Origin of the sequence: Microbacterium meiriae (assembly GCF_040702565.1) — a bacterium.
GTDB classification, from domain to species: Bacteria; Actinomycetota; Actinomycetes; order Actinomycetales; family Microbacteriaceae; genus Microbacterium; species Microbacterium meiriae.
The window spans coordinates 246,631-260,623 of record NZ_JBFBLJ010000002.1 but is presented as its reverse complement, the minus strand read 5'-3'; the positions used below and the strand labels follow the sequence as shown (position 1 = coordinate 260,623).

14 protein-coding genes are annotated in these 13,993 nt (G+C 70.5%); 10 read left to right on the top strand and 4 right to left on the bottom strand.

All coding sequences use genetic code 11. The features are described from left to right. The first annotated feature begins 6 nt into the window (after nt 1-6). A complete protein-coding gene (locus AB0310_RS08670) occupies nt 7-552 on the top strand; it encodes a DnaJ family domain-containing protein (protein ID WP_187662582.1) in 546 nt (181 codons plus the stop codon). Between the two features lies 1 nt (nt 553). Here the strand turns inward: AB0310_RS08670 and AB0310_RS08665 are convergent, their stop codons facing one another. Then, the gene (locus tag AB0310_RS08665; RefSeq protein WP_366237032.1) at nt 554-1,030 is read right to left on the bottom strand and encodes a DoxX family protein; all 477 of its coding nucleotides are present in this window, start codon (nt 1,028-1,030) and stop codon (nt 554-556) included. Next, complete coding sequence (locus AB0310_RS08660; RefSeq protein WP_366237031.1) at nt 1,027-1,476, bottom strand: DM13 domain-containing protein; 450 nt, start codon at nt 1,474-1,476, stop codon at nt 1,027-1,029. The genes AB0310_RS08665 and AB0310_RS08660 overlap by 4 nt, the downstream gene beginning before the upstream one ends. Before the next feature lie 157 nt (nt 1,477-1,633). Between AB0310_RS08660 and AB0310_RS08655 the strand changes: the two genes are divergently transcribed. From AB0310_RS08655 to AB0310_RS08635, 5 genes are all read left to right on the top strand, one after another. Then, a complete protein-coding gene (locus AB0310_RS08655) occupies nt 1,634-2,329 on the top strand; it encodes a response regulator transcription factor (RefSeq protein ID WP_366237030.1) in 696 nt (231 codons plus the stop codon). Continuing rightward, nucleotides 2,329-3,486, top strand: a complete 1,158-nt coding sequence (locus tag AB0310_RS08650; RefSeq protein ID WP_366237029.1) for a sensor histidine kinase — start codon at nt 2,329-2,331, stop codon at nt 3,484-3,486. Before AB0310_RS08655 ends, AB0310_RS08650 begins: the two co-directional genes overlap by 1 nt. 45 nt (nt 3,487-3,531) lie before the next feature. Then, the gene (locus AB0310_RS08645; protein ID WP_366237028.1) at nt 3,532-5,517 is read left to right on the top strand and encodes a M13 family metallopeptidase; all 1,986 of its coding nucleotides are present in this window, start codon (nt 3,532-3,534) and stop codon (nt 5,515-5,517) included. A gap of 112 nt (nt 5,518-5,629) precedes the next feature. After that, nucleotides 5,630-6,595: a serine hydrolase gene (locus tag AB0310_RS08640; RefSeq protein ID WP_187662577.1), complete on the top strand. Its 966-nt coding sequence runs from the start codon at nt 5,630-5,632 to the stop codon at nt 6,593-6,595. A gap of 122 nt (nt 6,596-6,717) precedes the next feature. Next, a complete protein-coding gene (locus tag AB0310_RS08635; protein ID WP_366237027.1) occupies nt 6,718-7,116 on the top strand; it encodes a hypothetical protein in 399 nt (132 codons plus the stop codon). 87 nt (nt 7,117-7,203) lie between these two features. Here the strand turns inward: AB0310_RS08635 and AB0310_RS08630 are convergent, their stop codons facing one another. Beyond that, nucleotides 7,204-8,646 (bottom strand): MFS transporter, encoded by a 1,443-nt coding sequence (locus AB0310_RS08630; protein WP_366237026.1) that lies wholly within the window; start codon nt 8,644-8,646, stop codon nt 7,204-7,206. Nucleotides 8,647-8,701: 55 nt separating this feature from the next. On the opposite strand from AB0310_RS08630, the gene AB0310_RS08625 reads away from it, so the two are divergent. Next, complete coding sequence (locus AB0310_RS08625; RefSeq protein WP_366237025.1) at nt 8,702-9,322, top strand: hypothetical protein; 621 nt, start codon at nt 8,702-8,704, stop codon at nt 9,320-9,322. Between the two features lie 48 nt (nt 9,323-9,370). Then, on the top strand, nt 9,371-10,060 hold the full coding sequence (locus tag AB0310_RS08620; protein ID WP_259953894.1) for a GNAT family N-acetyltransferase: 690 nt from the start codon (nt 9,371-9,373) through the stop codon (nt 10,058-10,060). Nucleotides 10,061-10,075: 15 nt separating this feature from the next. Here the strand turns inward: AB0310_RS08620 and AB0310_RS08615 are convergent, their stop codons facing one another. Next, on the bottom strand, nt 10,076-11,605 hold the full coding sequence (locus AB0310_RS08615; RefSeq protein WP_522727339.1) for a peptide MFS transporter: 1,530 nt from the start codon (nt 11,603-11,605) through the stop codon (nt 10,076-10,078). Nucleotides 11,606-11,661: 56 nt separating this feature from the next. Here AB0310_RS08615 and AB0310_RS08610 point away from each other — a divergent pair, with 56 nt between their 5' ends. Both AB0310_RS08610 and AB0310_RS08605 read left to right on the top strand, forming a co-directional pair. Then, entirely contained in the window at nt 11,662-13,047 is a 1,386-nt protein-coding gene (locus AB0310_RS08610) for a glycine--tRNA ligase (protein WP_187662571.1), read from the top strand. Nucleotide 13,048: 1 nt separating this feature from the next. Next, on the top strand, nt 13,049-13,789 hold the full coding sequence (locus AB0310_RS08605) for a hypothetical protein (protein ID WP_366237024.1): 741 nt from the start codon (nt 13,049-13,051) through the stop codon (nt 13,787-13,789). The last annotated feature ends 204 nt before the right edge of the window (nt 13,790-13,993 follow it).

The following is a 13,993-nucleotide window of genomic DNA, read 5'->3' as shown; positions in this document are numbered from 1 at the left end:
CGCATCATGACGGATCCCCGGGAGGCGGCCGCGCGTTATCGGGCCCGACGGCAGCAGGGTGGTGGTGGTGCTGAGGACGACGGCGAGACCGGTGCCCCGTCCGCGGCGGCGGTCGATCGAGCCGCCTTCGTCGAGTCCGCCATCCAGGTCGCCATCCGTCGCGGCGACTTCGACGACCTGCCGGGCGCCGGGAAGCCGCTCGAAGGGCTCGGAGACCACCACGACCCGGACTGGTGGATCCGTCGGAAGATCGAGACGGAGGGGCTGACCGGGCTCGGCCCTCCCGCGATCCTGCTGCGCACCGAGGACCGGGAGCTCGACGGCCAGCTCGACCTCCTCGGCAGGGAATCCGACGTCCGTGAGGTGCTCGAGGACTTCAACCGCCGCGTGCGCGAGGCGCGCAGGCAGCTGCAGGGCGGGCCACCCGTCGTGACACCGCTGCGCGATGTCGACGCCGAGGTCGTCGCATGGGCGGAGCGCCGGGCGACGCGTGCCGCCCCTCCCGAGGCGCCATCCCGGCGCCGACGTTTCGGTCGTCGGCGCCGGGGATGACTCAGCCCTCCGTTCCCTCCACCGTGCGCGCCCGCCGCGCCTGCATCCAGCCGTCCACCCCGAATCGTCCGGCGGTGACGATCAGCAGCACCGTCGCGGACAGCACCAGCATCACCGGGTACTGCGCGATCAACTGATCCGCGCTCCAGTAGAGCGCCAGGGTCCCGGCCGAGATGAAGGCGACCGTTCGGGTGAGCGCACCCGCGACGAGGAGGATGCCGAGGCCCACCTCCAGCGCCGGGATCACCGCCCCGAAGAACGGAGACGCCGAGGCCATCGCCGCGCCGAGCGGATCGAAGAACGCCGGCACCCTCGTGTTCCCCTGCGCGCTCTGCGCCACGAGCTCGATGTCAGCGGCCCCGAAGCCCGCCCGGTACTTGAGGACACCCTCGATGAGCCACAGGACCCCGACCGCGATCCGGGCGGCCGCCCCCAGCAGCGAGCCGATCACGAGGCGAGCGGATCGTGGCGCGGTCATGACAGCTCGGCTGCCCCGAAGACGGCCTTCGCCTTGTCGCAGTAGATGACGACGTGCGAGTACTCCCCGGCCTTCACCCCGTCCAGAGCGAAGGCCTGCGTGGCGGTGTCGTACGAGACCGCGTCGACGAGCATGCCGGCGGCGATCGCGGCTTCATCGGTGCCGTCCGCGAGGTACACGTGCAGATCGGGTCCCTCGTCCGAGGAGAACTCCGTCAGCATCACTTCGCCGTCGGAGACCGAGACGGTGCCGGCCACCTTCTTGCCGTTCAGGCCGGCGAACTCCCCGGTCCTGGCGGCGGTGTCCGTGCTCGCCGAGCTCTTGGTGGTGCTCTGGGAGGAGGAGGACGACGGCGCGGAGGAAGCGCCGGAGTCCTGGGGACTGCAGGCGGCGAGGGCGAGGGCGAGCCCGAGGGCGGCGGTCGTGGCGAGAAGGGTCTTGCGCATGAGGATCTCCTGTCCGGTGCGGGAAGAGTCCGTCCGGCGAGTGCCGGACGGACGTGCTGCACAGCACGCTAGGAAGCACCGGAGCAGGACGGGGAAGACATTTCGGAACTGTAAGGATCCGCCGACCGCCGTGGCTGCGGCGGCTACCCTCGACCGCATGGAAGGCGTCGTCAGAGTCGCGGTCGTGGAGGACGACCCCACGGTGCGCGAGGCCGTGGGGGAGTATCTGCGCACGCACGGCTATGCGGTCTCGAGCTTCGGCGACGGTGTCTCGGCACGAACGGCGCTGCGGGAGACCGTGCCCGATGTCGTGATCGTCGACCGCATGCTGCCGGGCATCAGCGGCGATGAGCTCTGTCGTGAGCTGCGCGCCGCGTCCGATGTCCCGATCATGATGCTCACCGCCCTCGGGGAGGTGGAGGACCGTATCGACGGCTTCGCGTTCGGTGTCGACGACTACCTGGCCAAGCCGTTCTCGATGCGGGAGCTGTCCCTGCGGATCGCGGCCCTCGTCCGCCGCTCGCACGCCGCGCAGGCCGCGTCCGGGGAGCTCAGGGCCGGCGCCTTCGCGATCGATCTGCTCCGGCGGCGCGCGTGGGTGCGCGGAGACGAGGTCGCCCTGACGAGCAGGGAGTACGAACTGCTGGTCTTCCTCGTGCGCAATGACGACCGTGCGCTGGGGCGCGACGAGATCCTCCGCGAGGTCTGGGGATGGACCGTCGGCGATCTGTCGACGGTGACGGTCCACGTCAGGCGCCTGCGGGAGAAGGTCGAGGAGGATCCGCAGGACCCGCGCCATCTGCTCACCGAATGGGGCGTCGGCTACCGTTTCGTGGCGAGAGGGGACGGCTGATGACGATGCCCTCCGGTGCGGTCGTCCTGCAGATCGTCGTCACGAGCCTGCTGGTGGCGATCGTCGTCGCCCTCACCGCCGTACTTCTCCTGCGAGCCCTTCGGCGTCGCGGACTCCGCGCACAGCTGATGGTCGTGGCGAGTGCGGGCACGGTCGCGATGGCGGGGGCCGTGGTGGCGATCGCACTCGAGATGTACCTCTCCGCCCACGACCTGACGATCCTCCTCACCGTGATCGCGGTCTCGCTCGTGCTCGGTCTGGGCATGGCGTGGTGCATGGCGCGGACGGTGCGCGCCTGGGTCGAGGGGTTCTCGGTGTCGCTGGGCAGGATCGGTCGGACGGACGACGCGGTGGTGGACGCGGCGGCCTCTCGGGAGCTCGCCGGCCTCTCGACACAGCTCGCGGTGGTCTCGGCCGAGGTGGATGCGGCGAGGGCCGAGCTGGTGCGGCTGGACTCCGCCCGTCGGCGCTTCTTCGCCTGGATCTCGCACGACCTGCGTACCCCACTCACCGCGGTCCGTGTGCTCGCCGAGGCGGTGGAGGACGGCGTTGCGGTCGCTCCGGAGCGTTTCGCCGGTCAGGTGCGGGGACAGGTGGAGACGATGAGCCGGATGGTCGACGACCTCTTCGAGCTGTCCCGCCTCACGTCCGGCGCGGTGCAACTGCAGACCGAGCAGGTGGTCCTGTGGGATGTCGTCTCCGATGCGGTGGCCGACGTCGCGGCCGCCGCGGCGAAGCGCGACGTCCGCATCGTCGAGCGCGGGATCGCCGGTCCGGTGCTCTGGGCCGATCCGCATCAGCTCGGCAGGATCGTGGTGAACCTGCTCACGAACGCCGTCCGGCACGCCCCTCCGGGCACGGAGATCGTGCTGTCCGCGACGATGGTCGACCGGGACCGACTCGTCCTGGGGGTGCTGGATCAAGGGGCCGGTGTGGCGGTGGAGGACCTGGATCGGATGTTCGACGTCGGCTGGCGCGAGGACACGGCGCGAGCGACGGCCGGCGACGAGGACGGGGTCGCGTCGGGTGCCGGGCTCGGGCTGTCCATCGCCAGAGGCCTCGCGCGTGCGCACGGCGGTGACGTCTTCGCCGAGCGCACCGCCGCCGGGTTCCGCATGAACGTCTCGCTCCCCGTGGGGGCCCCTGGGCATCCGTGACGCCGTCTGGACACCGTGGGGGACCCCGGCCATAGGCTGGAGCGCATGACCGATGTGCTTCCCGCGGGCCTCGCGCTCGACGACCTCAGCCCCGACATCCGCCCGCAGGACGATCTCTATCGTCACGTGAACGGCGCCTGGATCGCTCGCACCGAGATCCCCGGAGACAAGGCGCGCTGGGGCTCCTTCCATCTGCTGGCCGAGCAGGCCGAGAAGGATGTGCGCGCGATCGTCGAGGAGTCGCAGGAGGCGGAGGAGGGGACTCTCGCCCGCAAGATCGGCGACCTCTTCGCGAGCTTCATGGACACCGATCGCATCGCCGCCGCCGGTGTGACCCCGCTGGCCGAGACGTTCGCCGAGATCGACGCGATCGACGGCATCCCGGCCTTCCTGCGCACCGTGGGGACCTACGACCGGGAGGGCCGGGCGGCGGTGATCGGCCTCTACGTCGACGGCGACCCCGGGAACCCGGAGCGCTACCTCCCGGTGCTCGTGCAGGCCGGACTCTCGCTGCCGGACGAGAGCTACTTCCGTCTCGACACCTTCGCAGAGACCCGCGCGGCGTACCGGGAGCACCTCGAGCGCCTGCTCGCTCTCGCCGGTGTCGCCGATGCCGCCGCGCAGGCCGAGCGCTCCATCGCCCTGGAGACCGAGCTCGCCGGGCACCACTGGGACAACGTGCGCAGCCGTGACGCGGTGGCGACCTACAACCTCAAGACGTGGGACGAGCTCCAGGCCCTCGCCGGCGTCGACCTCACCCCGTGGCGCGAGGCCGTGACGCCGACGAACCCGCGGGCGTTCGACGAGGTCGTCGTCGCGCAGCCGAGCTTCTTCGAAGGGCTGGGCGGCCTGCTCACTCCCGAGCGGCTGGACGACTGGAAGGCCTGGCTGCGTGCGAAGGTCGTGCACGCGGCGGCGCCCTACCTCACCGACGAGCTCGTGCAGGAGAACTTCTCGTTCTACGGCACCCAGCTCACCGGCGTCCCCACGATCCGCGAGCGCTGGAAGCGGGGCGTGTCGGTCACCGAGGGGGCGCTCGGCGAGGCGATCGGCAAGGTCTACGTCGAGCGGCACTACCCGCCGACGGCGAAGGCCGCCATGGACGAGCTCGTCGCGAACCTCGTCGAGGCGTACCGACAGAGCATCGAGACGCTGGAGTGGATGACCGCCGAGACCCGGCAGCGTGCGCTCGCGAAGCTGGACGCCTTTACGCCGAAGATCGGGCACCCGGAGGTGTGGCGGGACTACTCGGCCCTCGTGATCGACCCGGCCGACCTCCTCGGCAACGTGCGCCGCGCGGCGATCTTCGAGCACGACCGCAACATCGACAAGGTCGGGAAGCCGATCGACCGCACCGAGTGGCACATGCCGCCGCAGATGGTGAACGCCTCCTACAACCCCTCGATGAACGAGATCGTGTTCCCCGCGGCCATCCTCCAGTACCCCTTCTTCGACGCGGGGCGCGACGCGGCGGCGAACTACGGCGGGATCGGTGCGGTCATCGGGCATGAGATCGGCCATGGCTTCGACGACCAGGGCAGCCGGTACGACGGCGAGGGGCGCCTGCAGGACTGGTGGACCGATGCCGACCGCGCCGCCTTCGAGGAGCGCACGAAAGAGCTCATCGCCCAGTACGACGCCCTCGTGCCGGAGGGGCTGGACGCCGAGCATCACGTGAACGGCGCCCTCACCATCGGCGAGAACATCGGCGATCTGGGCGGGCTCGGCATCGCGCTGAAGGCGTATGAGCTGTCCCTGCGCGCCGATCCCGCGGTCCCTGAGCCCGTCGAAGGCCCGGTCATCGACGGCTACACCGGTGTGCAGCGGCTGCTCCTGTCGTGGGCACAGGTCTGGCAGCAGAAGAGCCGGGACGCCGAGACGCTGCGTCTGCTGACCATCGACCCGCACTCGCCCAACGAGTTCCGGTGCAACCAGATCGTCCGCAACATCGACGCGTTCTACGAGGCCTTCGGGGTCACCGAGAAGGACGCCCTGTGGCTTCCGGAGTCTTCCCGGGTGACCATCTGGTGACGAACCTCCGCACTCTGTGAGACGCGCCCCGGCGGTGGGGTTACGATAGCCCTGCCGCCGGGGCGCCCCTTCCCGGAAGCGCAGTATCCCTCCCCCTCCTGAAGGACCACGCGTGGGTGCGACCGACCCTGGTGACGCGTTCCGGAACGCCTCGGCTCCCGGAGCGTCCGGGAGCGCGCCCGAGTCGGCCAGCGGTCGCCGTTCGCAGCGGCCGGGAGCCCGCCGGCTGCCGCGTCGCGTGGCCGTCGGTCGGCGGTCGTTCACGTCGACGCTGAAGGCTCTCGAAGGCCTGGCGAACGCCGGGGCACAGGTGTCGGTGCACGTGGTCGACCTCGACTCCCATGTGCACGTGCTGGCGGGGGACGACCACGTCACGATGCCCGTCGCGGGGCTCGGTGTGGTCCCCCTGCTCATCGAGGTGGCGGCGGCGTTCGAGTCCGGCGCCCTCGACCCTCTCGAGATCGTCGAGCGCTCGAGCGTCGAAGCCGTGGAGAGCTCCGGCCTGTGGCGGCATCTGCGGGCACCGGCGCTGCCGCTGGAGGATCTCGCCGTGCTGGCCGCCACCGCCGGAGATCCGATCGCCGTGAACATCCTGCTGCAGAAGGTGGGGCATGACCGGGTGCGGGAGCGCATCGAGGAACTGGGTCTGCGGCGCACCGCCTTGCTCGACCGGTTCCGCGACCGCCGCGGTCCGGACGACGCCCCGCAGGTCGCCGTGGGGTCGGCACGCGAGCTCGCGGGTCTGTTCTCCGCGCTCGTCAACTCCCAGGTGGTAGATGCCGCGGTCAGCGCCCAGGTGTCGGAGTGGCTCAGCCTCAACCAGGACCTCAGTCTCGTGGCCGCCTCGACGGGGCTCGACCCCTTCGCACACGAGCACGATGCCCACGGCCTGCTGTTCGTGAACAAGACCGGCCGCGATCGGGGGGTGCGCGCCGAGGCCGGTGTGCTCGCGGGGCCGCGGGCCGGTGTCGCCTACTCGATGATCGTGTGCTTCGACGACCTCTCGATCAGCCACCGCCTCCGTGCGCACGACGCCTTCCGCGTGCTCGGGGTCGAGCTCATGGAGTACACGCACTGACTCCGCACGCCTGTCCCCGCGCGTCAACGCAGGCATCCGCGCGGCATCAGGCTTCTGGAACGGCAATGAGCCTGGTCTCGCGCGAGCGCCTGATCGAGGGCAGGGGCGGCTAGCATCGGGGGATGCCTCACGCCTGGACTCCGCACCGCCGCGACGACGGGGAGCTGCTCGGCTGGATCCATCCGGAGGGCGCGGACTGGGTCGCCGTCGACGTGCTCGGACGCAGGGTCTCCACCCCCGGCGAGTGGCTGGACGCGGAGGCCGCGCTGGAGGAGCACGGCATCGCGTGGGTCGCCGATCCGTGGATGCTCGAGGGCGAGGGGGACCGCCCGCTCCGGGTGCGCATCCTCGAAGTGACACCAAACGAAGAAGGGGTTCCGGGGCGCATCGTCGTGAAGGTCGACGACTTCGGAGACATGACCCGACCCGCGACCGCACGGTTCACCCTGCCGTGGCCGCTGCCCGCCCGCCTCCGGCCACCGCGTGCCGACGACCCGGATCCGCGAACGATCTCCCGCTGAGACCCGGCGCCGCGTCGCAGATCCGCCGCACGTCGCACGTTCTGCGGCAATCCCTGCGACCCCGACGCGAATCTGCGACGGGCCGAGTCAGCCGGGGAGCGAGGGGTGCTGCTCCGTGGCACGGCGCCGCGGAATGAACAGCGAGAGGATCACGGCCACGATGCCGGCGGCGATCGCGAGCCAGAAGCACACCTCGAACGCCGTCCGCGTCGGCACGGCCACGCCTCCGACGTCGACGCTCATCGCCGCGAGCACCCCGCCCATCACGGCCGAGGCCGTCGAGGTGCCCACGGAGCGGAACAGCGCGTTGAGCCCGTTCGACGCCCCGGTCTCGTTCGCGGGCACGGAGCGCATGATGATCATGGGCATCGCGGCGAAGGTGAACCCGATGCCGACGCCGATGAAGATGTTGGCGACGAAGATGTGCCACACCTCGGTCGACCACAGCAGCACGAAGACGTAGGCGAGCACGATCGCGATGGCGCCGACGGTGAAGAGCGGACGCGGCCCCACGGTGCGCTCCAGCCATCCGGACAGCGGCGAGATCACCATCATGACCAGACCCGCCGGCATGATGACGAGCGAGGCGGCCACCATGTCGAGCCCGAACCCGGCGCCGCCCACCGCCGGCATCTCCAGCATCTGCGGGAAGGTGACGTTGGAGGCGAACAGGGCGAAGCCCATGCCGATCGCGGCGATGTTCGTGAAGAGGACGGCGGGCCGAGCGGCGACCCGCAGGTCGAGCAGCGGATCCTTCGCGCGGAGCTGATACCAGCCCCACAGCAGCAGGACCGCGACGCCGCCGATCACGCAGACGAGGGTGAGCGGTGCCGTCCAGCCCCACTCGGCGCCGCGCGACACGAACAGCAGCAGGCCCGTGAGGCCGATCGCGAGTCCGATGGCCCCGAGCACGTCGAGGCGGCCGGGGGAGCGGAGCACGTCCTCCGGCACCACGGCGAGCACGAGGAGCAGCCCGAGGACTCCGAGGGCGGCGGCGAGCCAGAACAGCATGTGCCAGTCGGCGTTCTCGGCGAGCAGTGCGGCGACGGGCATGCCGATCGCCCCGCCGACGCCCATGGTCGCGCTCATCAGGGCCACCGCGGTGCCGAGGCGCTCAGGCGGCAGCACGTCGCGCATGATGGCGATGCCGAGGGGGACGACGCCGGTCACGGCCCCCTGGAGGGCGCGGCCGATGATCACGCCGACGATCGATCCGGAGAGCGCGGCGATGACCGAGCCCACGATGAGGATCGCGAGGAGCACGATGACGACGCGGCGCTTGCCGTACATGTCGCCGAGACGGCCGGAGATGGGGGTCGCGACGGCGGCCACGAGCAGGGTGATCGTGACCACCCAGGTGGTGTCCTCGCGGGAGGAGTTCAGCAGCTGCGGCAGCTCGGCCTGCAGCGGCACGACGAGGGTGAACATGAACGACGAGCACAGGCCCGCGAACGCGAGCACGGCGATGACCGCCCACCGCGGAGGGGTACGGGAGAGGCGTTTCCTGGCTCTGTCGTCGTTCGCACCCACCGGCTCAGGCTATCGGCGTTCCCGGAGGGGAGGGCCGATGTGGTTGCATGGCCGGATGACCGACGACTCCGCGCCCGTGCAGCACCCCGCCGACTCCGCGTACCACCGACGGCTCCCGATCGGGGAGGTGCTCGACGCCTCGGCGCTCGCGGAAGGCCTGCCCTGGGCGTTCGAGAGCATCACGATGCGACCGCTGGAGCCGATGCTCGTGCCGGAGGAACCCCGAGCCGGCGAGCGGGACCCGGCCGAGTGCGGCCACTGCGGTCCGAGCGTGCACACCGTCTGGCACGACGACCTCTGGCAGGTGCGTGCCGGGTGGGACGTCGGCGGCCTGCCGTTCATCGGCGGGGTCGCGCCGCGTGAGCACTGGCTCCTCGAGAACGCCCCGCAGGAGGTGCTCGCCGCTCTCGGACCGCTGATGCAGCGCGTGTCGGAGGCGGTCAAGAGCATCCCCGGCGTCGCCCGCTGTCACTTCGGCCGCTGGAATGACGGCTCCGCGCACATGCACATGTGGGCGCTGGGCCGTCCGGCCGGCATGATGCAGGGACGCGGCGCGGTGCTCGCGTTCTGGGACGGGATCCTGCCGCCGCTGCCGGCGGAGATGGCCGAGGACCACCTCCGCATCGTCGCGGAGGCGCTCGCCGCGGGCGGGGGACAGGCCTTTCCGCACCGGTGACCCGGGGTCGGTTTCCGCGAACGGGCGGAGGAGGGGCAGACTGGGATCGTGCGAACCATCCGCGATCTCGACACCGTTGAACTCATCCTCGACGCCCAGAGCCTGCTCGACTCCATCCGGGGTCCGCAGCGCGTGGTGGACGCCGGGACCCTGCGCGCCCTGCAGCAGTCGGGCAACTACGTCGTCGGCTTCTTCGACGGCGAGGGCGACGAGGAGCGCATGGTCGGCGCCTCGATCGCCTTCTTCGGCGAACCGGCCCGCCGTGCCATGCACTCGCACATCACGGCCCTACTGCCCGAGTACCGAGGGCGCGGATGGGGGCGGGAGCTCAAGGAGCACCAGCGGCAGTGGGCCTTCTCCCGCGAGGTCGGCCGCATCACGTGGACCTTCGACCCGCTGGTCGCCCGCAACGCGCACTTCTTCCTCACCGTCCTCGGCGCCCGCGCCACGGGCTACTCGGTGAACCGCTACGGCATCTTCGGCGGCGGCGATGCGGGCGACGAGAGCGACCGCCTCGACGTCGAGTGGGCCCTCGCGGACATCGCCAAGCCCCCGGCGGACGATGCGGTCGTCGAGACGCTGGAGATCCCGGACGACATCGAGGGCATGCGGGAGTCCGACCCCGCGGCCGCGCACGAGTGGCGGCTGCGCCTGCGCGCGCAGATGGAGGGCCTGCTCGGCAGCGGTCTCACGATCGGCGGCTTCGAGGCCGGTCGAGGCTACCTCTTCACCGCGTGATCGGCGGCGCGGCCGTCACCGCACGCCGCGCATGAGCCGCAGCACCGGCTTCACGCTCAGCAGCAGTCCGATGCCGACGAGGATCGCGATGCCGCCGAGGATCGAGAAGTACGGCACCTCGTTCCCCGGATCGTAGAACTTCACGAGCTCGCCCGAGATGGCGGTGCCGAGGGCGATGGACAGGAAGAACAGCGCGACCATCTGCGTGTGGAAGACGGCCGGGGCGAGCTTCGTCGTCACCGACAGCCCGACCGGCGAGAGCAGCAGCTCGGCGACGGTGAACACGAACAGGATGCCGACGATCGCGAGCAGCGGCGTCGAGTTCGCACCGCCGCCGGAGAACGGCAGGAACAGCAGGAACGCGGAGCCCATGATGATGGCGGCCAGTCCGAACTTGACCGGGGTCGACGGCTGACGCTTCCCCAGCTTCGTCCAGATCGCCGCGAAGACCCCGGACAGGATGATGATGAACACCGGGTTGATGGACTGCACCCACGACACCGGCATCTCCCACCCGAACAGGTCGCGGTCGAGCCGCTTGTCGGAGTAGATCGTCAGCACCGTGAACTGCTGCTGGTACAGCGACCAGAACGCGACGCTCGTGAGGAACAGCGGCAGGAACCCCCAGACCCGCGAGCGCTCGGTGGCGTCGATGCGGCGACTGCCGAGGATCACCGCGAAGTAGGCGACCGCGGCGACCACGGTGACCCCGATCACGATCGTGGCGAGGTTGTCGGCCTGGATGACTCCGGTCAGCACGAGCACCGCGATCACGACGACCGCACCGACCGCGATGCCGGCGACCAGCGGGTAGCGCGTGCGGGGGAGCGGGTTCGGCACCTCGCGCGAGGAGGCGGGCAGGCCGCGGCGGCCGAACGAGTACTGCACGAGACCCAGCGTCATGCCGAGGGCGGCGAGGCCGAACCCCCAGTGGAAGCCGAGGGTCGACTGGAGCAGCCCGGTGAGGATCGGTCCGAGGAAGGCGCCGAGGTTGATGCCGAGGTAGAACAGCGAGAACCCGGCGTCGCGTCGTTCGTCGTCCGGACGGTACAGCGTCCCGACGACCGACGTGGCGTTCGCCTTCAGGCCTCCCGAGCCCAGGGCCACGAGCACGAGTCCGACCCCGACGCCGACGAACCCCGGCAGGAGCGCGAGGGCGAGGTGGCCCGAGACGATGACGATGGCGCTGACGAACAGCACCCGCTCGGAGCCGAACAGCCGATCGGCGAGCCAGGCCCCGAGGATGGTGGACAGGTACACGGAGCCGCCGTACGCGCCGACGATCCCGCCCGCCACCGCCTCCGGAAGCCCGAGGCCGCCGTCGGTCACCGAGAAGTACAGGTAGATGAGCAGGATGCCCTGCATGCCGTAGAAGCTGAACCGCTCCCACATCTCCACGCCGAAGATGTGCACGAGCGACCACGGCTGCCCGAAGAAGCGGGTGTCCTCGTCGCGGGAGGCGGGCGGGTGCGCGGTGGTGCTCGTGCGTGGGACGGTACTCCTCCCGCGGGTCCCGCGGCCAGGGGTTGCGCTCCGGCCCCGGATAGACTGGGGGTGCCCGTGCTCACGGGCATTCTCCGCATCCGACCATTGGAGCCACCGTGGCCGAACAGTCCCGTCTTGACAAGGTCATCGCCCTCGCCCGCCACCGCGGGTTCGTGTTCCAGGCGGGTGAGATCTACGGCGGTTCCCGGTCGGCCTGGGACTACGGCCCCCTCGGCACGGAGCTGAAGGAGAACATCCGGCGGCAGTGGTGGCAGACCTTCGTGCGCGGTCGCGGCGACATGGTCGGCCTCGACTCCAGCATCATCCTGCCGAAGCGCGTGTGGGAGGCCTCCGGCCACGTCGCGACCTTCACCGACCCGCTCGTCGAGTGCCTGCAGTGCCACAAGCGCTTCCGTGCCGACAACCTCATCGAGGACTTCGAGGCGCGCAAGGGGCGGAAGGCCGAGAACGGTCTCGCCGACATCCCCTGCCCGAACTGCGGCACCAAGGGGCAGTACACCGAGCCGAAGGCCTTCTCCGGTCTGGTGAAGACGTACCTCGGTGTGGTCGACGACGAGTCCGGCCTCTACTACCTGCGTCCGGAGACCGCGCAGGGCATCTTCGTGAACTTCGCGAACGTGCTCACCGCGAGCCGCAAGAAGCCGCCGTTCGGCATCGGCCAGGTCGGCAAGGCGTTCCGCAACGAGATCACCCCCGGCAACTTCATCTTCCGCACCCGCGAGTTCGAGCAGATGGAGATCGAGTTCTTCACGCCGCCCGCCGAGGCGCCGCAGTGGTTCGACCACTGGGTCGAGGCGTGCTGGAACTGGTTCATCGACCTCGGCATCGACCCGGAGAACATGCGGCAGTTCGACGTGCCGGAGGAGGACCGCGCGCACTACTCGGCCGGCACCATCGACGTCGAGTACCGCTTCGGCTTCGCCGGCAAGGAGTGGGGCGAGCTCATGGGCGTCGCCAACCGCACCGACTACGACCTCTCCAGCCACAGCGAGGCCTCCGGCCAGAGCCTGACGTACTTCGACCAGGCCACGGGCGAGCGCTACACCCCGTACGTGATCGAGCCCTCCTTCGGACTCACCCGCGCGATGATGGCCTTCCTCGTCGACGCGTACGTCGAGGAGCAGGTGCCCAACGCCAAGGGCGGCACCGACACGCGCACCGTGCTCAAGCTCGACCCGCGCCTGGCTCCGGTCAAGGCCGCCGTGCTCCCGCTGTCGCGCAACGAGAAGCTGTCGCCGCTCGCCCGCGAGGTGGCCGACACGCTGCGCGGCTCGTGGGCCGTGGACTTCGACGACGCCGGTGCGATCGGCCGGCGCTACCGCCGCCAGGACGAGATCGGCACGCCGTTCTGCGTCACGGTCGACTTCGACTCACTCGACGACCGCGCCGTGACGGTGCGCGACCGGGACACGATGGCACAGGAGCGCGTCCCGATCGACGAGCTGCATGCCTACCTGGCGGAGCGCCTCCGCGGCGCCTGACATGACGGCACCGGGGGGAGCCGACGCGCGGGTGGAATCCTCGCCCGTGCGTCCGGTCGCGGCCATCGTGCTCGGCGCGCTCGCCGTGTCGTGGATGATCCTCACGGTGCTCGACCTGCGCGAGAACGACGGCGCAGGCCCGATCATCGCGATGTTCGGCATCCCGGCGCTCGCGGCGGCGGTCATCATCCAGATCGTGATGGCGCGGCTGGGGGAGCGCAAGCGGGTGCCGAAGGCCGTGTTCTGGTGGGTGCTCGCGGTGCTGCCGCTGGGGACCCTTGCGGGCTTCGTCGTCGCGATCCTCCGCGACCCGGACTACTTCATCGCGGACGAAGGCCCCTGGATGCTGATCTGGGTGCCGATCTTCATCGTCGTGGGGCTGCTGCTCGGCGCCCTCGTCTGGTTCTTCTTCGTGTTCCCCCTCGTGTCGCTCGTGACGGTGATCCGCTTGATCGCCCGCGGGGAGGCGAAGCCCGGCGCCCTCATCATGCCGATCGTGCTGCTGAGCCTCGGGGTGCTGAGCATCGTGGGCGGACTCTCGATCGACACGGACAGCAGCGGCCGCGCGTCGTGGGGATCGATCATCGCCGCGTTCCTCGGTCTTCCCGGGAACTACGAGGTGATCTGGGAGCCCGGACTCTGGATCGTCCGCGGCATCGTCCTCGCGATCATCCTCCTCTTCGCCGTCCCCGCCGCCCACGCCCGCCTCTCCTCCCGCCCTTCCTCCCGCCCCCGCCGTTGACGCCGAGACCCCGGATTTCCGTCGAGACCCCGGGGTGCATGCGGGTACACGTCGGGGTCTCGCCGAGAAAGCGGGGTCTGGCGGGCGCGGAGTGACCCTGCTATGGTCGCTCCTCGTGGGTACTCTGATTCGCTAGATCGGGACGCCGCGTCGAGAACTCTTCTCCGCGGTGGGTCCTGAGCGACCCGCACCCGAGCAGGGTGC